Origin of the sequence: Streptomyces sp. ISL-96 (assembly GCF_018614035.1) — a bacterium.
Taxonomy (GTDB): domain Bacteria; phylum Actinomycetota; class Actinomycetes; order Streptomycetales; family Streptomycetaceae; genus Streptomyces.
In genome coordinates, this window is record NZ_JAGGPA010000099.1 from 1 (window position 1) to 21613 (window position 21613).

15 protein-coding genes and 1 pseudogene are annotated in these 21613 nt (G+C 66.9%); 11 read left to right on the forward strand and 5 right to left on the reverse strand.

Annotated features, from left to right (window positions below; genetic code table 11):
- Nucleotides 1-53: 53 nt before the first annotated feature.
- Nucleotides 54-551, reverse strand: coding sequence for a YfbM family protein (locus J7E96_RS36845; RefSeq protein ID WP_215138286.1), 498 nt, complete (start codon nt 549-551; stop codon nt 54-56).
- A 282-nt stretch (nt 552-833) separates the two neighbouring features.
- Nucleotides 834-1814, reverse strand: coding sequence for a glycosyltransferase family 2 protein (locus tag J7E96_RS36850; protein WP_308296313.1), 981 nt, complete (start codon nt 1812-1814; stop codon nt 834-836).
- Between the two features lie 97 nt (nt 1815-1911).
- Between J7E96_RS36850 and J7E96_RS36855 the strand changes: the two genes are divergently transcribed.
- The 7 genes from J7E96_RS36855 (at nt 1912) to J7E96_RS36885 (ending at nt 13363) form a co-directional block, all read left to right on the forward strand.
- Entirely contained in the window at nt 1912-2385 is a 474-nt protein-coding gene (locus tag J7E96_RS36855) for a GtrA family protein (RefSeq protein ID WP_308296314.1), read from the forward strand.
- Nucleotides 2386-2449: 64 nt separating this feature from the next.
- Nucleotides 2450-3883 carry a hypothetical protein gene (locus tag J7E96_RS36860; protein WP_215138293.1) on the forward strand — a complete coding sequence of 478 codons (1434 nt, stop codon included), beginning with the start codon at nt 2450-2452 and terminating at the stop codon, nt 3881-3883.
- Nucleotides 3855-5612: a DUF6056 family protein gene (locus J7E96_RS36865; RefSeq protein ID WP_215138295.1), complete on the forward strand. Its 1758-nt coding sequence runs from the start codon at nt 3855-3857 to the stop codon at nt 5610-5612. The genes J7E96_RS36860 and J7E96_RS36865 overlap by 29 nt, the downstream gene beginning before the upstream one ends.
- A 122-nt stretch (nt 5613-5734) precedes the next feature.
- Complete coding sequence (locus tag J7E96_RS36870) at nt 5735-8521, forward strand: CDP-glycerol glycerophosphotransferase family protein (protein WP_308296315.1); 2787 nt, start codon at nt 5735-5737, stop codon at nt 8519-8521.
- Complete coding sequence (locus J7E96_RS36875; protein ID WP_215138300.1) at nt 8518-9684, forward strand: glycosyltransferase; 1167 nt, start codon at nt 8518-8520, stop codon at nt 9682-9684. Before J7E96_RS36870 ends, J7E96_RS36875 begins: the two co-directional genes overlap by 4 nt.
- Before the next feature lie 125 nt (nt 9685-9809).
- On the forward strand, nt 9810-11450 hold the full coding sequence (locus J7E96_RS36880) for a glycosyltransferase family 2 protein (protein WP_215138302.1): 1641 nt from the start codon (nt 9810-9812) through the stop codon (nt 11448-11450).
- Between the two features lie 401 nt (nt 11451-11851).
- Complete coding sequence (locus tag J7E96_RS36885) at nt 11852-13363, forward strand: phospholipase D-like domain-containing protein (RefSeq protein WP_308296316.1); 1512 nt, start codon at nt 11852-11854, stop codon at nt 13361-13363.
- 133 nt (nt 13364-13496) lie between these two features.
- Here J7E96_RS36885 and J7E96_RS36890 read toward each other — a convergent pair whose 3' ends face one another.
- Both J7E96_RS36890 and J7E96_RS36895 read right to left on the reverse strand, forming a co-directional pair.
- Nucleotides 13497-13778 carry a hypothetical protein gene (locus J7E96_RS36890; RefSeq protein WP_215138305.1) on the reverse strand — a complete coding sequence of 94 codons (282 nt, stop codon included), beginning with the start codon at nt 13776-13778 and terminating at the stop codon, nt 13497-13499.
- Nucleotides 13779-13960: 182 nt separating this feature from the next.
- Nucleotides 13961-14881: a helix-turn-helix transcriptional regulator gene (locus J7E96_RS36895; RefSeq protein ID WP_215138308.1), complete on the reverse strand. Its 921-nt coding sequence runs from the start codon at nt 14879-14881 to the stop codon at nt 13961-13963.
- A 1761-nt stretch (nt 14882-16642) separates the two neighbouring features.
- Here J7E96_RS36895 and J7E96_RS36900 point away from each other — a divergent pair.
- From J7E96_RS36900 to J7E96_RS36915, 4 genes are all read left to right on the forward strand, one after another.
- On the forward strand, nt 16643-17947 hold the full coding sequence (locus J7E96_RS36900; RefSeq protein ID WP_215138310.1) for an ice-binding family protein: 1305 nt from the start codon (nt 16643-16645) through the stop codon (nt 17945-17947).
- 165 nt (nt 17948-18112) lie between these two features.
- A complete protein-coding gene (locus J7E96_RS36905) occupies nt 18113-18802 on the forward strand; it encodes a DUF5819 family protein (RefSeq protein WP_308296317.1) in 690 nt (229 codons plus the stop codon).
- Nucleotides 18792-19994 carry an HTTM domain-containing protein gene (locus tag J7E96_RS36910; RefSeq protein ID WP_215138312.1) on the forward strand — a complete coding sequence of 401 codons (1203 nt, stop codon included), beginning with the start codon at nt 18792-18794 and terminating at the stop codon, nt 19992-19994. Before J7E96_RS36905 ends, J7E96_RS36910 begins: the two co-directional genes overlap by 11 nt.
- A 256-nt stretch (nt 19995-20250) precedes the next feature.
- A complete protein-coding gene (locus tag J7E96_RS36915; protein WP_215138314.1) occupies nt 20251-20595 on the forward strand; it encodes a hypothetical protein in 345 nt (114 codons plus the stop codon).
- 729 nt (nt 20596-21324) lie between these two features.
- On the opposite strand, the pseudogene J7E96_RS36920 reads toward J7E96_RS36915, so the two are convergent.
- Nucleotides 21325-21613 (reverse strand): annotated as a pseudogene (locus tag J7E96_RS36920) (hypothetical protein); the annotation flags it as partial.

Here is a 21613-nt window from a genome sequence, read left to right on the forward strand (position 1 = left end):
GCCGGTGGATCAAGGCTTAGCTTGTCGTTCAATGTCCGGGCCGTCCCGATGGATTAATCGATCCAGATCAGCATCGCGTGACCGGCGGATGCAGCTCCCCGGAAGAACTCTGTCATGGGAGTGAACACGTCGCGGGCCCACTCCAGTGAGGCGGGCGAGTCCCAGGGTTGGGGGTAGATCTCGGCCTTGGTGAGTTCGGAGGGATCGACACACTGGATGAGCTGGTCATACGTGGTGTGGTGCAGGGTGTCAGCGGCCAGCCGTACCCGGTCTGGGGTCAGGTATCGCGGCGGTCCGTAACCCCAGTCATCGGTGGCGAGGGGTTCCTCGCCCTGGACGATGTCGACAGGGAAAGCGGAGCGTTGCAGAAGGAATCCGAGCAGGTGCCATGTCTGGCGCGTGGTGAAGTGCCGCGCGTCGGCCGGTGCGGGCTCGCTCTCCTCCTGTGCGTCCTGAACCTCCTCGGCGAGGTCCAACGCCCATTCGGGATCTTTCAGGGCCCGATCCAGCTCCGCAGGTGTGACACGTAGGTACTCCCCGTTCATGCTCATGGGCGGCAGCATACGGAGGGTGTCCGACAGCGGTGACGGCCGACCTCCGGGCGGTGGTCATTATGTGCGTCGGAGCTTGGTGCCCTTCTTGTGATGGGCTGGTCGGGAGTATGCCTCGTCCGGTGGCGAGGACTCGCCCGACTCGTGACGCGGCGCCGGACGCCGGTTCTTCGAACGGGGCGGCCGCCGACCCGGACCTGGGCGGGAAGGTTTTGGCGCACCGGCTGGGGAGCCTGTCTTGGCTCGCAGGTTTCTGGACCCCCTCCCATCCGCTGAAGCGATTCAGTCACCGGTGGTGCCGGCCTCCACTGCGCTGACGTCGGGGTCAAGGCGGCGCCGTTCCGCCCCGGGCGCTGGGTAGGCGAGGTGCATGAGCCGGGACTGCTCCCGGCGCATGTGCGTGACCGAGGTGAGGACGTAGCCCAAGAGGAGGACGAGGGCCGCGATGGTCATGATCGTGGCCGCGAGGACTGCCGTGGGGAGCCGTGGCACGGTGCCTGTGCGGACGAACTCGACGACGACCGGGGTTCCAAGAATGACCGCGACGAGGGCGAGCAGGCCCGCGATGGTTGTGTGGACGAGCGAGGGCCGTTCGCGGCGTGCGAGGTTGAGGATGAGGCTCAGGATTCGCCAACCGTCCCGATAGGTACGGAGCTTACTCTCGCTTCCCGTCGGCCGGCCCGTGTAGCCGACGGCGATCTCTGCCGTGGGGAGTCGCAGGCTCAGCGCGTGAACCGTCATCTCGGTCTCGATCTCGAACTCGCGGGAGAGCGCGGGGAAGGACTTGACGAAGCGCCGCGAGAAGACCCGGTAACCGCTGAGCATGTCCGTCACATCGCGCCCGAACAGTGTTCGCACCGCCGAGGTGAACAGCTTGTTCCCGGCAGAGTGCCCGGGACGGTACGCGTCGTCTGCGGCCACCTGGCGGGTGCCGACGACTTGATCGTAGGGCCCCTCGAACAACAGGTTGACCATGTCACGTGCCCGTGTCGCGTCGTACGTGTCGTCTCCGTCGATGATGAGCAGGGCGTCGGCGTCGACATCGGCGAAGGCTCGCCGCACGACGTTGCCCTTGCCCTTGTGCGACTCTTCCCGGATGATCGCACCCGCCTCGCGTGCGATCGCCGCTGTGCGGTCGGTCGAGTTGTTGTCGTAGACGTAGATGTCGGCTTCAGGAAGCGCTGCTCTTAGATCCCGTACCACCTTGCCGACGGCAGCTTCCTCGTTGTGGCACGGCACGACGCAGGCGATCGTCGGGCGCACAGGTTCTCCTCGGTCGGGAAGACGGATCCTGCGCTCATGGTGCGACACCGGGATGCCGGACCGCTGCAGGCACACCGTGACCATTATGATCCCTTTCGTGTCGGTTCTTGAGTCTCTGGCTCTTCGCGTGCGCGACGCCATCAGCGGCATGTGGCGTGAGGCCGCCAAGTTCGGGACCGTCGGAGCGCTGGCCTTCGTACTGGACAACGGCAGCTACACGTTGCTGGTCTTCGGCCTTCCCGGGGCCGGGGCGGGCGGCGGGCCGATGCATGCCGCGCCCTTACAGGCGTCGGCGCTTGCCACGGGCGCCGCGACAGTCTTCAGCTGGCTCGCGAACCGCTACTGGACCTATCGGCAGCAGCATCGAGAGAACGTGATCCGCGAGCTGGCCCTGTTCACCTTCGTGAACATCATCGGCATGTCCATCACGGTCGGCACGGTGTTTCTGTCCAGGCAGCTACTCGGGCTCGACTCGGCCCTCAGCGACAACGCCGCCCGGATCTGCGGCTGGCTTCTCGCCACACTGTTCCGCTTCTTCACCTACCGACGATATGTCTTCATTGCGGCCTGACGCGGGGTTAGCCTCGCACGGCAGCACGCGTCCGGCCCTGTCCGCGCTGTTAGCATCACACCCCATGCGGCACATTGGACATATCGGTCACTGGTGGCGTCGGATGTGGGTGCTGACAGTCGCCGCTGCGGTCTGCTGCTGGGCCACCATTCTGGTGTTCTCCCCCGGATACCTGAGCAACGACTCCCTGTACCAGCTCAAGCAGGCCATGGGCAGGGAACCTCTGAGCGACTGGCACCCACCCGTCATGAGCCTGGCCTGGCGCGCCCTCATCGCCCTGACAGGTACGCCCGCGTCCATGGCTGTCGTGCAGGCCGTCGTCTTTTGGGGGGCGTTGTGGGTGATCGCGTGTTGCGTTCAAGAATCCACGGCAAGGCGTCCGGGCGCCCTGGCTGTCCTCGGAATCGGGCTGCTCCCCCACATCCTCACCTTCGTCGGAGTGGTGTGGAAAGACGTCCACATGGCGTTCGCGCTTCTCGTCACCAGCGCGATCGCGCTCAGCGGCCTTCGCCTGCGTGCCGACCGCCGCGCCATGCGATGGGTCCTCTTCGGCGTGGGTGTGCTCTTCCTGGTCTACGCCATCCTGGTCCGCAAGAACACGATTTTCGCCGCGATCCCGGTCTTCGTGATGCTCGTACTCGCGTTGTGGCGCAAGCCTGCCCGCCGAGTCTGGATCATCTCCTCGGCGGCTCTCGCCATCGGCCTGGTCGCGTCCACCACCACCATTTCAGCCGTCGAACGGCCGGTGAAGACGAGTCAGATCTCGCAGATCATGCTGGACGACCTGCTTCACGTCCTGAGCGTCAGCGAACTGCAGTCGGCAGCCGTGTCACCGGACCTGCGGGAACACCTCGTGGCTGCGGCAAAAGAGTGCGCCCGTATCAACGCCTTGTCGGACACCTACTGGGCCTGTTACGGACGAGGTGAGCACGGACCGTTCACAGCTGTCGCTCACACGGACCAGATCACATCCTTGTGGATCAGCGAGATGACCAGCCACGTGCCGGGCTACCTCCAGTATCGACTGGAAATCTTCTCGCAATTCCTCTTCGAGCCGCGCTACCAATACCACCCCGGTATCACAGCCAACGACCTGCAACTCGAGCTCTCCCACCCCCGACTGGGGCGAGCGCTCCAGACGTATGTCGATGGTGCGGCCAGGGACCTGCCGGTCCTGTTCGCGGGATGGTTCTGGCTCACCATCGCCGTCGTCCTGGCGATCCGCCCGGGCAGCGGGGGGTTCGCGATGCCGGTCCGAGCCCTCGGAATCAGCTCAGCGGCCTATGTGCTCGGTTACTTACCCATCCTGCCGGTGACGAATTACCGTTACATGTACTGGTCGGCGATTGCCTGCACGCTCGGCCTGCTGCTCTTCTGGCTGGACCGTGACCGCGGCACGACCGGCAGCGAGCCACCGCAGCGCCACGGGCGCGACCGGTGGCGCCACGCTAATAGAATTCATCTTCATCTTGACCGTCAGCGGAGAGGTTCTCGATAACGCCGCCCAAAATCATCAGCATAATCGCCAGAATGGCCAGAAGGAGAAGGAAAATCATCCTTACGTCACCGCCAATCCAGACTGCCAGAGCGCCATGGGTGCGATGGGTAAGCCACTGCGGACAAAGCCGCGTTTCATTTTACCCTCTGCGCGACAAGCTGTCAGCGCCACAGCGCCGGGCGCCCACAGGTGGCGGGAGTGGGCCCGTCAAGGTGACATGAAGCTGCACTCTCCCACTCCACTCAATCAGCGGAAAGTCCTCGTCCCCGCCGCCTTGGTGCTTGCGGTCGCGGCAGGAGGCCTGCTCGCTGTGGGCAGCTTCCTCGGGCTCTACGTCCAGCCCACGTCGGACGATTGGTGCGGAGCCTGGATGAGCCGGGAGCTCGGGATTCTCGGAATCGCCAATCACTTTTATGAGGTCCAGAACGGGCGCATCACAAATGGCGTAGTCACCGGAATCGTTTTCGCGCACGGGCTGACAGGGCCAAAGCTCCTTCCGTTCCTCCTGGTGCTCTTCCTCCTGGCGGGGCTGGTCCTCCTCGCGCGGGGCGTTTTTCGGTTGCTCGGCTGGGAGGTACCGCCGTCTGTGACGATCGCGGCCGCCACCGTCGTCTGCGTGTTGCTCTTCTTCGCCGGCGCCAGCCCCTATCAGGCACTGCTCTGGGCGCCCTCGACCGTCTCTCACACCTTGCCGAGTGTGCTGACGGTCTGGAGTGGGCTGGCAGCCCTGGGGGCATCTCGGCGTGGCCGTCCAGCCAAGGGACTGGCGCTCGTTTTCGCCATGGTGACAGGCGTCGCGATCGGCACTCTGAGTGAACCCTTCACCATTGTCAGCGGAGTGTTCGCCGCCGGCGCGGTCGCAGTCCTGCTGCCCGGGCGGCGATCCCCCAGGCACTGGTATCCGGTCTCCTGGTGCCTCTTGTGGTGTGCGGGCCTGACGATCGGCTTCGTACTGCTCTACACGTCGCCCGGCGCTGCGTGGCGGCGCACGCAGCAGCCACAGCAGACGTCTCTGCTGTCGTCGACCGAGTTGACGGCCACGGCCCAGGACTGGATCCACATCTGGGAGAGCGTCAGCGAGCAGCGAGCGTACCTCGCCGCCGTGGCTGTCGGGCTCATTCTCGGACTCGCCGCGGCCACCGCTGAGAGGACAGCCCGATCCGCGGCAGGTGAACCTGAAGCGGCAAGGGGCGGCCGCCACCTTCGCCGTTGGGTGCTCACGCTGCTTCCCGTTGTGCTGATGGGGATGTGCTCCTTCGGCGTCGCGTACGGATTGCGCATGGGTTACGGCCCCACTGGCTGGACCTATGTCCGTACCTGGAGCAATTTCCTGTTCCCGATGCTGCTTCTGCTGTGTACGTGCGGCGCAGTGGCCGGCAGAGCCTTGACCAGGTGGCAGTCCTCCGGCGGCCGGTCTCGCCCAATGGTGTTCGCCGTCACCGCCACGGCCGTGGTCGCGTCCGTCGCAAGCCTGTGGGCCGTGGCCGCTCTCGTCCCCACCGTGCGGGAGACGGCGAAGGACACGGTGACCCGTTCGGTCGATTGGGATCGACAGGATCTCCTGGTGCGCAGGATGGCCGCTCAAGGATCGAAGGTCGTGCCCTACCGTCCGCTCCGCATCGGCGATCTCGCCGAGCCGTACGCAACCCCGGGCTACTCCGGGGACTGGGTCGCACAGTGCGTCGCGCGCTACTACAAGGTCGAACGCATTCAGAAGCCCGCGCCGTAGCACTCCCCCGGCCCGAATCGCCGCCACTGCGCTCAACCCGTCCTGCCGTCACAGGTGGCTGCCGAATGAAGAGCTTGGTGCAATGGTCTCCCAGGGGGCGAATCGAGCGGAATGAGGAGCCTGTGCCGGATGTCACCGTCGTCGTCATCGTCTACAACGACGCCGATCGCCTGAACCGCGCAGTGCTGTCGGTACTCCACCAGTCCCTGCGAAATCTGGAAGTGATCATTGCGGACGACTGCTCCACCGACAGCACGCCGATCGTGGCCCAGGCTCTGCAGGCTGCGGACCCGCGGGTCCGCTACGTCCGGCTGGACAGCAACAGTGGTGGATGCAGTGCGCCCCGCAACGCGGGTGTGGCGGCCGGGCGGGCGCCGTACGTCATGTTTCTCGACAGCGACGACGAACTGCCCAAGCACGCCTGCAAATCGATGCTGCTCGTCGCGGAGCGAACCGGGGTGGATTTCGTCACCGGCGAGGTCACGCGAATCTTCGAGGAGACCCGGGCCACCGGGCTGTGGTATCCGGACCTCTTCGACGAGGTCCGGATCGTCGAAGGTGTCCGCCAGGCACCGGAGTACTTCCACGACCACCTCTCGACGAACAAGCTCTACCGAGCCGACTTCATCGCCCGCCACGGCCTGCGCTTCCCGGAGGGCATCCACTACGAGGATCAGCTCTTCACGGCCCAGGCCTACACCCTGGCCCGGAGCTTCGCCGTCGTCCCGTGGCCCGTCTATACATGGCGGCTCTCGGCTGACGCCGCCAGCCTGTCCATCTCCTCCAGTCGCCACAAACTGCAGAACGTGGCTGACCGGATCGCCGTGGCCCGGCTCATCGACCAATTCCTCATCCAGAGCGGCAATGCCGACCTGCGCCCTTTCAAGGATGAGAAGTTCCTCCGCCACGATCTGCGCCTCTACCTTGGCGATCTTCCCTTCCGCGACAGGGAGTGGACGGAACGGTTCGCAGAACTGCTGACGCCTTACCTCGACGAGGTCACCACCGAGGCGATCGTCCCGGTGAGCCGGGAACAGCGCATCTGCCAGTACCTGCTGCGTTCCGGCCGCCTCGGCGAGGCTATGGAGGCCGCCCGGAGTCTCGACCGCCCAAGGATCGCGCCACGCCGGGTGAGCAGGGAATCGGGGCGGACGTACTGGGGACACCCGTCCCCGAACCATGACGCCGAAGGCAGCCGCGAACTGGACATCAGCGAGTGGCATCTGGACGAGCAGCCCTTCCCGGCCGCCCCCCTGCGGCACGAGGTGCACGCCCTCGATCCGGCAGGCCGCGTGCTGCGCCTCGTACTGCGCACATACGACCCGGCGCGGCTGCTCTCCCACCCCGAGACGGTGACGGCGCAGTTGTGGCTGTCTGCGGGGGGCGCGCCGTTGAAGCTCCCGTTCCAGTACATGCTGGGCGGAGGAGGCCCGGATGTGTACACCGCCTTCATCGAGCTCGACCTCCGGCGCATCCCGCTGAGTCCCAAGGGTTTCAAGGGTCGGCGTCACCCCGTGGTGGTCCTCGAACGGATGGGGATGAAGCGCACCGACATTGTGCTCGCGCCCCGTGACCTGCTCCCGTTGCGCACTCGTCTGACGCTGCACGGCAGGCTCGCCGGCCAGGATGTTCGCGTAGCGGGTGAGGGCAGGGGGGCGGGGCGGCTGGAATTCACCTGGTCGCGATCCGGAGCACTCGCCCACGCGGAGACGCTGGTGCCACGCGTACGGCCACTGCGCCGGAAGGCACGGCAGTTGCAGCGGAAGTTCAATGCGGCGAGCACCAAGGCTCTCACCTACCGCGAGCTGCAGAGGCTGCCCGTGGACAAAGGACTGGTGGTGTTCGAAGCCCTGGAAGGCCGTGGCTACACCGACAGTCCCCGCTACATCTACGAGGAACTGGTCCGACGCGGACTGCCGCTGCGCGCCGTCTGGTCGTATTCGGGTGATCGCACCGATTTCCCGGAGGGCTTGAACCTGGTCAGGCGCGGCAGTTGGGAGTACGTCCGAGCCCTGGCCCGCGCCCGCTACTGGGTGGACTCGCACGGCTTCCCCTCGATTTACCCCAAACGGGCGGGAACCCGCTATCTGCAGACCTGGCACGGACAGGCGATCAAGCACATGGGATTCGACCTCCCCTCGCTGCGCCTAGGCAGTCCTGAGCGGCAGCAGAAGCACCGCGACATGATCTCGCGCTGGGACACCCTCATCTCACCCAGCGAGGAGTTCGAACGCACCTTCGTCCGGGCGAATGAGTTCACCGGGGAGCTGCTGGCGTGCGGCCTTCCCCGAAACGACGCACTGGTCCGCTGCGACGAGCCCGAACAGCTCGAACGGGCCCGCGCCGCCCGAGCCAGGCTGCAAATCCCCGACGGACGCAGAGTGCTCCTCTACGCCCCTACCTTTCGGGACGGGAACAACTCAGGCGGTTCGATCCGAGTCGACTTGACCGAGCTGGTGGAGAAGACCGCCCACGAGTGGATCGTCGTGGTGCGGCCCCATTACTACGAGCGCTTCACCGTGCCACGCGAACTGGGACACGGCGTGCGCGACGGCCGCACCTTCTCCGACATCAACGATCTGCTGCTCGCCTCGGACGCACTGCTCACGGACTACTCGTCGGTGATGTTCGACTACGCGAATCTGGGGCGTCCCATCCTGCTCTTCACCGACGACTACGACGAGTACAGCACCAGTGCTCGTGGCACGTACTACAACCTCCCGGACATCGCCCCCGGCCCCATGCTGACCACCACCGGGGAACTCGTGGACGCGCTGCGGGACTTGGACCGGGTGCGCAAGGAGTGGACTGACGCCTACGCCCGCTTCCAGGCCATGTTCAACTCCCGCGAGACCGGACGGGCCAGTGAAACCGTCGTCGACCTGTTCTTCGGAGGCGGAAACAGATGATCTCTGGAACGCCGACTACCGCGCATCACCGAAATCTCTTCCTGGTGGGCATCGATGTCGACTCGATGGGCGGATCACAGCGGGTATTGCACACCCTCGCCCAGGGTTTCGCGCAGCGCGGGCACCACGTGAACCTGATCGGTATCAGACCGAGCGCCGCGCCGTACGAGTACTTCCGTGAACCGGCCTACCGGCACAGCACTCTCTACAGCAGTCCGTCGGCCCCGGCCTGGCACGCACAGCGCCTCAGCGAGCGGCTCAGCCCCGCCCGGATGCGCACAGCACGCGCTGCCCGGGCCGAGCGAGAGGAGGCGAAGAGGAAACTGACGCAGCAGTTCGCCTCCGTGGAGGACGGTTACGTCATCATCGGCTCCCCCTGGGCGGTGGACTGGCTCGCGTCCGTCGAGTGGTCGCATCTCAAAGGCGTCGGGCAGTACCACGAGTCTTTTGTGCAGGCCCAGGGCTCAGCCCACCTGCGCCTGATCCGCCGTCACTATCCGCGCCTGGAAAAGTCGGTCTTCCTCAGCGACGAGGACGCCGCCGCGTTCCAGCGCGACCGGCTGCCGAACGCCACCGTGATGCCCAATCCGCTGCCCTTCCCGTCCACCGCTCCGGCCCCGCTGGACACCCGGCGCATCGGCGCGGTCGGCCGGCTGGAAGCTGTCAAGCGGCTGGATCGTCTCATCGACGCCTTTGCGCTCGCCTGCGCCGATCTCCCGGACTGGGAGCTGCACCTCTTCGGTGACGGCCCGCAGGAACCGGCCCTGCGCGAGCAGGCCGCGCAACTCGGGATCGGTGACCGTGTCCGGTTCCGCGGGAGCGTGTCGGACATGGCCGCGGCTTACCAGGAACTTGCCGTGCTGGCCCTCACGAGTGAGCGCGAGGGACGTCCGATGGCTCTCGCGGAGGCGGCCGGCTGCGGCGTACCGTGCGTGAGCTTCGACCTGTCCGCAGGCGTGAGGGATCTCATCGACGACGGGCGTACGGGCACTCTCGTGCGGCCGGGAGACACTGCTGCGCTGGCCGACGCCCTGCGGCAGCTCGCCCACGACGACGAGCTACGCCGCCGCTACGGCCTCGCTGCCCAGTCCCACGTCGCCTCACTTGAGCTGCCCGTCGTACTGAACAGATGGGAACGTCTGTTCGACGAGATTGACCGCTGACACGACGAAGCCGGGCCGTCGCGTCATGCCACCACAACTGCTCGGGTCAGCGCCGGTGGAGAGCATCACCATTACGGACCTCCCAGAAGAGAGCAACGTCGGTCATCGGAACGGATCTTGCGCATATGGCAGTGGAAACAGAGCGTACTCGGCCCACGGGCAAGGTCGGCATCATCGTGATCGGCTACAACGATGCGCGGCATATCAAAAACGCTGTGCTGTCCGCACTGCACCAGGGCCCGGCCGTTGCCGAAGTTGTCGTGGTCGACGACGCCTCCACCGACGACACCGCCACGGTGCTCGCGGATCTCGCACGCCGGCACCCCACGGTCCGAGTCGTGCGCCGCACGGTCAACAGTGGCGGCTGTGGCACCCCCCGCAACGACGGTCTGCGCGAGGCCACCACCCCCTATGTGATGTTCCTGGACAGCGACGACGAGCTTCCGCCCGGCGCGGTCGACGCGCTGCTCGCCGCCGCGGTACGTCATGACGCACCCGTCGTCGCGGGTGCGTGCCTGCGCCGCGAGCTGCCCGAGATGCGCGACACCCCCTGGCAGCACGCGCTGTTCCGGCGGACAGCCGTCCACGATTCTCCGGCCGAGTTTCCCGAGCTGGTGCGCGACACGTTGTGCGTCAACAAGCTCTACTCTCGCGCCTTCCTGTCGCAGCACGATGTCTCGTTTCCCGAGGGAGCCTTCCGCTACGAAGACTTCGTGTTCACCGCCCGGATGCTCGCCGCGTCGCCCCGCATCGCTCTGATCCCCGATACCGTCTACCTCTGGCATGTTCGCCGCTCGGCCGCACACCCGTCCATCTCACTGGCCCGCAGCGGCGTCGACAACTGGCTCAGCAGACTCCAGGCCCACCGCACTGCGGTCGAGGTCTTCGAGCTGGCCGGCCAGAAGCAGATGGCCCATGCCGCCCGGGTGAAGTTCCTCGACCACGACCTGCGGATGTACGTCCACGAGCTGGGCACCCACGACAGCCGTCACCACGCCGAATGGTGGCGGCTCACCCGCGAACACCTCGCCTCCTTCGACGAGTCGGACCTGCGCGCCGCCGAGGCCCCGGCCCGCTGGCTCGCCAGGGTCGTCACCGGCGCCGACCGCCCACGCGACCTGGCGAGGCTCATCGGACTGGGCAGCCGCCCGGCCCGGCTGCTGCCGCCATACGCGTGCGTGAACGGGCGTCCCGTCTGGGCGTCGAACCTGCCCGAGGTCGTGCTGGACAGCATCGAGAGCGAGCCGCTCAGCCGCCTGCCTGTCAGCATCGACGCCGAGCCGCACATATGGGAGTGGCCCGGGGCCCTGCACATCACGGTGCACGAGCTCTACGGACGGCTGGCCGCGGCAGACCCGAAGACCCTGGACATCGAGCTGCGGCGCCGAAACGACGGACGTCTGGGCCTGACCCACAACAACGTCCTGAAAAGGCACCAGGGACCGGACGGCTTGACGTGGACTGCCAAGGCCCTCCTGAACGGCCTTGACAGGCTGGCGGGCCAACACGCCCACCGGCTCGATGTATGGGACGTATGGGCCCGGGTGCGCTGCGCCGACGGTTCCTCGCTCTACACCTGCGTCCGCGCCACCGGGTCCGGACTGCGGCGTACGGTCATCCCGGGCCGACGCCACGGGGTGACCCTGGTCCAGCCCTACGCGACGGCCGGCGGCTCACTCTCCCTACGGATCGCAGCGGGCCCGGGGGCAGCAGCAGTCGTGGTAACGCGCAGGCTTCGCCGGCTGATGAGAAGGAACGCGGGATAGCCGATGAGGCGTCGAGCGGCGACAACGTCGAGCCTCATACCCGCGGCGTGCGGCCAGGCCATAGCTGCTCTCGCTATGCGCGTCCACCCCGTCTCCCGCTCATCAACCACTGACCGCGCTCCCGGCGTCCCAGGTGTCTTGGCCAGAGATCACGCTCCCGCAGGCCTTGCGCTGCGCTCGCCCGTGGCAACCGCGGCTGGGAGTGACAGCGGCGCAGCCGGGTGACCCGATCGGGATGAGCGGGCGAGAACCGGGTAACCGTACGTTCGAAACCGAATGGGCGGAGGGCCCATGTCGTGGAACTCACCGACTGGCTGCTGACATCTCGCGAACGTGGCAACCCCGCGACCCGCCTGGACAGACGCCGCCCCGACCACGTGGCGTGGTCTTACGGTAACCATGTGCAACCCCTGGTCGATGGGGCGACGTACTTCCGCGAACTCCTCGCCGCGGTCCGCTCGCAGCGCGCCGGCGACCTGCTCCTGTTCACCGACTGGCGCGGCGATCCCGACGAGCGGCTCGCAGGTCACGGCACCGAGATCGGCACCGTCCTGTGCGAGGCGGCGCGGCGCGGTGTGATCGTCAAAGGGCTGGTCTGGCGCTCCCACCTGGACCGCTTGCAGTTCAGCGAGACAGAGAACCGCCACCTCGGCGAGGAGATCGAAGGGGCGGGCGGTGAGTGCCTGCTCGACATGCGCGTGCGGCCCGGGGGCTCGCACCACCAGAAATGCGTGGTGCTCCGGCATCCCGGCCGCCCCGAGCTCGACGTCGCGTACGTCGGCGGCACCGACCTGTGCCACAACCGCAACGACGACGCCACCCACCGCGGCGACCCGCAGGCACAGCCCATCTCCGCCGCGTACGGACCGCGCCCACCGTGGCACGACATCCAGCTCGCCGTACGCGGACCGGCAGTCGGCGACCTCGAGGCCTGCTTCCGCGAACGCTGGGACGACCCGGCCCCGCTCAGCCGCAGCCCCGTCACTCGCCTGCGCGAGCGCGCACACCGGGAGGACACCCACGCCAACCCGCTGCCACCCCAGCTGCCCGACCCGCTCCCCCGCGGCACACACACCGTCCAGGTGCTGCGCACGTACCCGAACCGTCTGCTGCGCGGATACGACTTCGCCCCCGATGGTGAGCGCAGCATCGCGCGCGGCTACCTCAAGGCACTGCGGCGGGCCCGGGCACTCATCTACCTGGAGGACCAGTACCTGTGGTCTCCGCACGTGGTCAGGTTCTTCGCCGAGGCGCTGGCCGCCAACCCCGGCCTGCACCTTGTCGCGGTCATCCCGTCCTTCCCTGAGCAGGACGGCCGGGTCACGCTGCCGATGAACCTTGTCGGCAGGGTCACGGCCCTGGAGAAGCTGCGACGCGGTGGTGAGGGGCGCGTCGCGGTGTACGGATTGGAGAACCACACCGGGACACCGGTGTACGTGCACGCCAAGGTGTGCGTGATCGACGACGTCTGGGCCTCGGTGGGGTCGGACAACATCAACCTCCGCTCCTGGACCCACGACTCGGAACTCGACTGCACCGTCCTGGACGAGAGCGCCGACCCACGTGAGCCGCGCGACCCCGGAGGCCTCGGCGACGGCGCGCGGAGCTACGCCCGGAACCTGCGGCTGGCGCTCTCGCGTGAGCATCTGGACAGGCGGGAACCCCGAGCCCCTGACGCGCCGGACATCCTCTGCGACCCGGTGGGCGCCTTCGGCACCTTCGCGGCGAGCGCCGCCGCCCTGGACTCCTGGCACGACAGCGGCCGGCGCGGGCCCCGGCCTCCCGGCCGCCTTCGCACTTACCGCCCGCCGAACCTCTCGCAGCCGGCGAAAGCTCTTTCCCTGCCTCTGTACCGCCTTCTCGTCGATCCCGACGGCCGGCCCTTCAGCCTGCGCCGCCACAACACATTCTGAGCCGGTCGATGACGGGACGCTTTCGCGGGGCGGGCTCACACAGCCGCGCGATGATCCCGGTGCTGCGCGGCGCACGGTGAAGACGACGGGGCGACGTCGACGGCGGCGGCGAGCGCGGTGTCCACCAGAGGGCTCACCCGTGCCGGATCGCCGACCCGGCCGTACGGCACCGCTCCAGGAGTCCGTCGACCATCTGCTGCCCGAAGCGGGGCGTCGCTGACGCGCGCCACCACGCGCGTAGCTGGTGGAGGGGGCGCGGGGTCTTCTTCTCCGGGCGGGTGTCCTGCGCCACCCACGAGCCGAGTCCGTGGCGGCCGCGCTCGCCGGGCAGCCGCCCGTGCTTGTTGACGTACTTGTCGGTGATGCCCTCCATGGCCTGCTCGATCTGCTGACTGGCGGGTGGAGGACCAGTCAATCAGCTAGGAGTCGACGCCGGCTATCTCCATGACCGGGCGAGGCCCGGCGTCACCTCCCGGGGCACGGTCGCCAGCCCGAGCGCCTCGCACACCTCGCCGGTCGTCGTGAGGGTACAGAGCGTCCCGGCGGCCACGACGTTGCTGGTACAGGCGGCGGGTGTCGAGCGCGCCCCAGGTGCCGTCAGGGCGCTGCACCTGATCGAGAGCAGTCCTTGGCTGTGACGGTGGAGTATCCGGGCCGGCTCGCTGCGTTGATGTACGCCTTGGTGGCGTCGGTGATGAAGTCGCGGCTGCTGTCAGGGTTGAGGGCCTGGGCCTGGAGGTGCTCGTACATCACGCTGTAGTGCTGCACGTCGAATGGTTTCTCCAGGTAGAGATCGCTGGTGAACCGCTCCAGGTACACCACTGTGTCGGGACTGTCAGCGAAACTCAGGATGGAGAACTGTCCCGAGAGGCCCGGGTGGGCTCCCACGGTGTAGGGAAGGATCTGCACGGTGATGTGCGGCTCGGCGCTGATCGCGTTCAGGTGCTCCAGTTGTTCGCGCATGATGTCGGGGCTGCCGACGACGCGATGCAGGGCCGATTCGTCCAGTACGACCCACAGACGCAGCGGGCAGGCCGGGTCGTAGATCCGGTGCTGGCGGCGCAGCCGCACCTTGAGACGTGTGGCGGCCTGTTCGGCAGCAAGCGGGGGAATCGTTTCCCCGATGACGGCATGGGCGTAGGCGGGGGTCTGCAGCAGACCGGGGATCACCAGGGGCTCGTAGGCATGGATGGTGGCGGCGTCCGCTTCCAGGCCGATGTAGACGCTCTGGGGAATGTCGCCGTAGACGTTCCACCAGCCCGGCTGTCCGGACTCCCTGGCCATCCGCATCAGCGAGTCGATGACCTGCTGGTCCGTCACTCCGTAGATCGCGCACAGATCGCGTACGTCGCGGGGGCTGATGGTGCGGCGGCCGTTCTCCAGGTGACTGATCTTGGGCTGGGAGACCATGAGCCGCTGCGCCACTTCGGTGCTCTTCAGCCCACTGGCCTGGCGGAGCCGGCGGAGCTCGGCTCCCAGGCGGCGATTCCTGACGGTGGGATTACTGTTCGCCGCCACCAGCGGTGCACCTCCGGCCCCAAGCCACTGTTCCGGCCCGCAGATTGCCATGAAACTGGGCTTGTCGATCAAGCGCCGTGCCGTCGCGTTCGGGGGCATCCCAAATGGACCGTTACACCGGCATTTGCCCCAGGCCATGTCCGGCGTCACGGATGGGCTGCCCTCGACGTGGCGGCGCAGGCGGCCAAGTGGGTGCGGGTCACCGCATGGGTGAAGCCGCTGTAGTCGCCCGGCAGTCGGTAGGGCAGCGAACTGGCCATCGACGAGAGCCTGGTGCGTGTCTATCCGCCACTGATCGCCCCCCACGCTCTGCGGGAGCAGGACTTCGACCAGGCGTAGATCGCTGGGTGGCGCGCGAGTCGTTCCAGCACTTGCTGCATGAGGTGGCGCCCTGCCGGATGCCGACAAGGCCGTCCCTCCACATGGGCCCCAGCAGCCGCGTGATCATCACCCACTGGCCCAGGTCCGGGCCAGATGAGCGCGGAGCGGGATCGTCAGCCGCTGGAGGGGGAGTGTGCCGTCTCCGAACAGCGGCACGTCAGCCCCCCTGCGTCCCGGCGTAGCCGTGTGAAGCGCAGTGGATGGCTCCAAGTGCTGCGGTCGATGGCGGTGTCGGGGCTGCTCTTGGCGATCATCTCGGGGATGACGGGATCGGGCCGAGGGGTTCGCGGCTGCCCCAGTGGCGGTAACCGGACGCGGGTCCACGGATGGTGGGCCCTCGGTGAGCCGGCCGGCGAGCTGCTGTGTGGTGCCCGGGTTCAGCGGCGTGGTGGGGCCGACCGCGCGCAGCCGCCCGTCTTCGTCGTACGTCCCGAGGACCATCAGCTGCGGGCGGCGCAGCGTTGCGGTGACGCGGCCGGCGGTAGCCGTCGGTCTCCAGACTTCGGTGTGTCTCATGAGGCACGAAGTGGCCCGTCGGCGGGTGCGGGTGGACGGTGGGAAAGTGCGCCGCCCTGGTCCGGGGCACGTGGAGCGTTCGTGGTCGGCCAGCACTGCCTCGATCACACGGAGAGCCAGTCACATTCCTTGTCGACCTCGGCGGCCGAGGACCGCCCTCGGCCCATGCCTACCGCCACCGCTGCACAGACCAGCCACTGACTCACAGGTCCCTGGCGATCACCGCGTTCGTCTCGCCCCGGCCAAACCGCTCGGCAGCCGTAACTGCTCCCGGAACACTTGCCGTTCGGCGGTGAGCCCGCCGCCCTGCGGATACCGCATGCCCTGGTGATACCGCACGGAACAGTAACCGTCATCCCCTAGGACACCCAGTAGCGCCTGAGTGCCTGCACTCTCTCCAGGACAATTCACGGCCGACTGCCCGCGGCTTCAATACCAGTCCGCAGGGTGTGTACCCACGAGGCATATATGGCACACCATCAGACGATCCAAGCGGCACGGCCAAAGTGAGTGGAAGGCTGATTCGCCACGCCCGTCTGCGGCGAGGTCGTGAGATCACCTGGTTGGCAGCACTTCCCCAAGCACGGCTGGTTTGAACTAATGAACAGGTAGGCGCTGTCCCTCATTTGAAGTAATAGCACCCTGCACATGGAGGGATATGTCAGATGATGCACAATACGACTTCACATATTTTCATCGCACCCCGCGCCGTTGAATGCGTAATGAGGTCCCCTCTGCCCTTACTTACCGTCGGGCACGCAGAATTTATTTCTGCGTAATATGCAGCGACATGAACACGGCTTCCCGGGCAACCAGTAGGGCCCGGTATGCCACGCCACGGCCCCCACAGGAAATGGCCTCTCAATGAATCGGAAGATCCCTCAAGCGGCTCAGCGCCGCACCTTGTCCGGCTGGCTGGCCTCGGCTCTCGCCGCAACAGTCGCCGCCGTAATGGTTGCTGTTACGCCGACGCAGGCGCTGGCCATCGCGACACCCGTACCTCTGGGCACAGCCGCCAGTTTCTCAGTTCTGGCAGGTTCGGAGGTCACCAATACCGGCCCCTCCGTGATTGACCACGACCTGGGGGTGCACCCGGGGACGGCCATCAGCGGGTTCCCGCCCGGCGTGGTGCTCGGCGAGGTGCATTCTGCGGACGCTGTCGCAGAACAGGCCAAGTCCGATCTGGTCCAGGCGTACAACAACGCGGCCGGCCAGGCCACTGACTTCGCGCTTCCGGCGGGAATCGGCAATGGCGACACGCTGCTTCCGGGCGTCCACACTGCTGTATCCGGCGTCGGACTCACCGGCGATCTGATCCTGGACGCTGGGGGAGACCCCAACGCCGTCTGGGTGTTCCAGATTCCTGAAGCGCTGACGACAGCGTCCTCCAGCCGGGTGCTCCTCACGAACGGAGCTTCGGCGTGCAATGTGTACTGGCAGATCGGGAGTTCGGCCACCCTCGGCACCGACTCCACCTTCGTGGGCACGATCATGGCTCTGACCTCGATCAGCGTGACCACGGGGGCGAACATTGAGGGCCGTGCACTGGCCCGTAACGGCGCCGTGACGCTTGACACCAACAGGATCTTCCTCGGCGGGTGCGCGACCACCACCGGTGGAACGACCAACGGCACGACCACCGGAACCACGAACGGCACGACCACCGGCACGACCACCGGCACGACCAACGGAACCACGACGGGCACGACCAACGGCACGACTGCCGGCGCGACCACCGGTGGAACCACCGGTGGCCTGATCAGCGGAGGTGTCCTGGGCGGACCCATCGTCAGCGTCGTCGGCGGAAGCACCTCGGGGAGCATCTCCGGCAACACTGCTGGGAACACGCAGGGCAACACCGCCGGGCACACGCAGGGCAACACTTCCGGGAACACTGCGGGCAACACAGCCGGGAACACCACCGGCGGGAACACGCAGGGCAACATCGCCGGAAACACGACCGGCGGGCCCGGTGCCAAGCCTGGCAAGCCCGACCACCACGACAAGCCCGATTGGCCTGGCCATCACGACAAGCCGGGCGGGCCGGGGCATCACCACGACAAGCCGGGCCACGGCCATGACGGAGGGCCCCACAAGCCCGGCCACGGCGAGAAGGACGACGTCTACAGCTACGGCTACGGCGACAAGCCCGTAAGCCACAAGGGCTAGGTAGCACACTGCGGTAAGCCCGCTCATCACATGACGGCGCACGGCGGAATCCTCATCGAATCCGCCGTGCGCCTTCAGTGACAGTGAGAAGAAAAACGTCAGGCGCGAGTAGCTGAAATGAGAAAGACAAGGTGGGCCGTGTCGCGCGGGATTAAATCAGCGGACGTGAAGGACATCCAGCAGTCCGATTCCGGTCCGGCCTCACCGGAATGCCATGGAGAAGTGGTCGCCGCCGGCAGGCGGCAGCGGGGTGCCCGTGTGCTGAAGGGAGGACTGCGCACCGTCGTGTTTCTGTGTCTGGTCACGACACTCGTCCACGTCGTTCTGGTATTCCTTCATGTGGCGCCCGCCAACACCGTCTCAAAGAGATACAGCCCTGCGATCAACGCATGGGTATATCCATACTTCGAACAGAATTGGCGCCTTTTCGCCCCGGACCCCGACTCCGTCAACCGGCAGATTCTGGTGAGAACCGCACACACAGGCGCCGACGGATCGGTCAAGGTCAGCGCCTGGTTCGACTTGACTGCCGTGGACAATTCGGCAGTCGACCACAATGCGTTCCCGAGCCACACGGCGCAGAACCTGCTGCGCCGCGCCTGGACCTCCTACACCGAAACACACGGAGGAGACGACAAGGCACGCACGGAACGCGCCGTAATGATTCAGAAGTATCTGACCAACATCGCCGCGGACCGCGTCGCTGCCCGCAACAGCGGCACATTCGACTTCATTCAGCTTCGTGTCGTCACACATTCCATCCCCGTACCCGGCGCCGCAACCAGCAGCCGCCCGCGGACGCCCGCCGAGACCCGGCTTCTGCCCTGGTGGAAGGTGACCGCCCATGGGAAATGAGCAGACCCCCAAGACCGACCCCACGACACCAGCACCCCAACCGCCAACGGGCCAAGAGACCGTGTCCGCCGGCGCTGCGCAGTGGACCGTCGACCGGATCCGCACTCTGCGGCACCTTGTGACCGACCGACCGGTGTCGCTGTACGCCGCGTCGGTGCTGCGCATCGGCTACGGACTGCTCTACCTGGTCTTTCTGTTGCGCGAGTTCCCGCACCGCCACGAGATCTGGGGCCCCAGCTCCCCGTGGACGCCTGCGTTGGCGCGACAGCTCTTCGATCAGACCGGGTGGAACAGCATCCTGACCCTGTCCGACAGCCGCGCCTACTTCGAGCTCTGCTACGCGATGGCCCTCGTCACGTCCACTCTGTTCATGCTGGGCTGGCGTACCCGCGTCATGTCCGTCCTCTTCGCCGTCGTGGTGGTCTCGTTCCATGCGCGAGCGATCTTCATGACGGACGGGGGCGACAACCTGGTCCTGCTGATGGCGGTCTACCTCGTCCTCACCGCGTGCGGTCGGCGCTGGTCCCTGGACGCACGCAGAGGCCGGATCAAAGCGGCTCGTGCCGGCGACACGCCGGAGCCGGTGCGGAGCCTCTTCTCGCAGCAACTCCGCGACGCCCGCAGCACCCTGACCACCGTGGTGCACAACTGCGGCATCTTCGTCATCGCGGCCCAAGTCTGCTTCCTCTACGGATCGACGGGCCTGTACAAGGTCCAGGGCGCTTCCTGGGGCAACGGCACCGCTCTCCACTACGCTCTGAACCTCGAACTCTTCCAGCCCTGGCCCGCACTCTCCCACCTCGTGGACGAGTACCCCGTCCTCATCGCGCTCGCCTGCTACATGACGGTCCTCTTGCAGGTTGCTTTCCCGTTCGTGCTCTTTGGCAGGCTCAAGTACCCCGTCCTCGCCCTGTTGCTGTGCATGCACATCGGTATCGCAGTGCTCATGGGGTTGCCTCTCTTCTCCGGCGCCATGATCGTCGCGGACGCCGTGTTCCTGCCAGATCGCTTCTACCGGCTCCTGGGACGGCTGTGGCGGCGCACCACCCAACGCGTCGGTGCCGGGAGCGCGGACGCCTCACGCGGGCCGGACTCCGCGCTCGTACCAGCACAGCCGGGACCGGTGTTGAGGACAACGTCAAGTTCGCGTTCGACGATCCAGCGGCGGGGAAGCACGACCCGTTCGCTTTGACCATTGCCCACATGGTGGGCCGCGCTTCCCGCATGGCACGGAAATCAGAGGTGCCGGCCACGTATTGATCATGAGGCGGCCCGCACCGAGGTCTCGGGCGACCCCGTCCGGTCACCGCCGTGGCCGCCCGGCCTCCGAAAGAGGGTGACACCTCGGCGTGTTGTGGTCAAAATGGTGCGAATATGGCCTAGATTCCCAGTTTGTACGGGTTCCACCCATCACTGATCACGTCGACTCTGACGGAAGTGGAGATGTTATGCGCAAGCTTCGCAATGCTGCCCTGGTAGCTGCCATGCTCGGGAGTTTCAGCATGCTCGGGGCCGGTGTCGCCGCGGCCGGCGACGGCTACGGCCACCCGGACGGCCGGCACAAGGGCAAGGACGGCAACGTGGTCGTGTGCGAGCAGCGGTCCCGTGTTAGCGATGACACCTTCCAGCTCGGCCTCATCAACCTCGCGACCGGGCCCATCACCCTCCTCGGCAGCGGCCCGGCGACCGCAGTTTCGGTCCAGCAGATCTGCAGCGGCGAGGACACCCTGGCCAGGAATGACGCCGACGCCGAGACGGGACCGGGACTCGACCTCGACCTCGGCCTTCTCTAACCACGCAAGACGCCTACCGGCACTCGTCGACGAGCCAGAAACGGGCGATGCCCCTTGGGCTCGGCCGACTAGGGCAGCAGCGTGAACACTGCTGTACGCCCCTCCTGAGGGCCATGGTGTCTGGCCCGTCGACTGCCGAAACCGCAGGAGGGCGCTTTCTAGGCCCGTCACAACCAGGCGGTCGGTTGATGGGCCGTGAGCCGTTCACAAAGACGCTCGGCTGGGGATTCCCAGCCGAGCGTCTTGCGTGAACGGCTCTTGTGTTCGGCCGCGTCGGCGTCCAAGTGCTCCCCGGCGAGAGCGGCATGTCGTTGACACCGGCTGCCGAGGCAGACCGCCGCCGTAGGTCCAGGCCGCGAACGCCTCCGGCTTGACCACCACCACCGATGTCGGCCGCCTGCGTGAACGAAGACCCGGGGCCCTGGACCGGGCGCAGTGGCCAGGGCCCCGGGGGGCCGCACCCTCGAGGAATGGACATGCGAGCACCGCCGAGAACAACGCGTTACACGCACTTCGGTCACGGGCCAGGAAGAAGGAAAACGAAGCCGAACTCCGGTGGCCAGCTGCCGGTGTTCCTCCACCGTCAACGTGGTGACCACCGCACAGCCCCCGCGCACCAGTCCCACGTTGCTCCGCTCCCCTCACGACGTTGTTCGCGGTGCTCATCCTCACCTCCGGCCGGACCGCCTGTCCCGGCCGCTGCAGAAATCGTCCCGGGGGGCGGGCCGACTACCGGCGGCGTCCGAACAGCCCGCGGTTCTTCTTCGCCTCCGCTTCGGCCTCCTCACGCGCCGTGACCTCTTCGGCCCGGCGCCGCGCCACGCGTTCGGCTTCCGCGCGGTCGGCGTCTTCCTGCGCGCACGGCCCCCACAGGCTGTCCCGCTCGTCGTCACACCGTTCCGGCAGACGACCTCGCCGACGTTGTCTTACGAAGCGATCGAGTCGCGATTCCCAATTGGTGGTCGAGTCGTCGCGGGGCTCCGGTCGGCCAAGTTGCCTAAGGGCTGTCCCGCAAACG

What these genes read in the sequence shown, in the direction of transcription:
- J7E96_RS36860 (WP_215138293.1), top strand. Translation starts at nt 2,450, where the DNA reads ATGCGGCACATTGGACATATCGGTCACTGGTGGCGTCGGATGTGGGTG.
- J7E96_RS36845 (WP_215138286.1), bottom strand. Translation starts at nt 551, where the DNA reads ATGAGCATGAACGGGGAGTACCTACGTGTCACACCTGCGGAGCTGGAT.
- J7E96_RS36910 (WP_215138312.1), top strand. Translation starts at nt 18,792, where the DNA reads ATGGGAAATGAGCAGACCCCCAAGACCGACCCCACGACACCAGCACCC.
- J7E96_RS36875 (WP_215138300.1), top strand. Translation starts at nt 8,518, where the DNA reads ATGATCTCTGGAACGCCGACTACCGCGCATCACCGAAATCTCTTCCTG.
- J7E96_RS36900 (WP_215138310.1), top strand. Translation starts at nt 16,643, where the DNA reads ATGAATCGGAAGATCCCTCAAGCGGCTCAGCGCCGCACCTTGTCCGGC.
- J7E96_RS36915 (WP_215138314.1), top strand. Translation starts at nt 20,251, where the DNA reads ATGCGCAAGCTTCGCAATGCTGCCCTGGTAGCTGCCATGCTCGGGAGT.
- J7E96_RS36880 (WP_215138302.1), top strand. Translation starts at nt 9,810, where the DNA reads ATGGCAGTGGAAACAGAGCGTACTCGGCCCACGGGCAAGGTCGGCATC.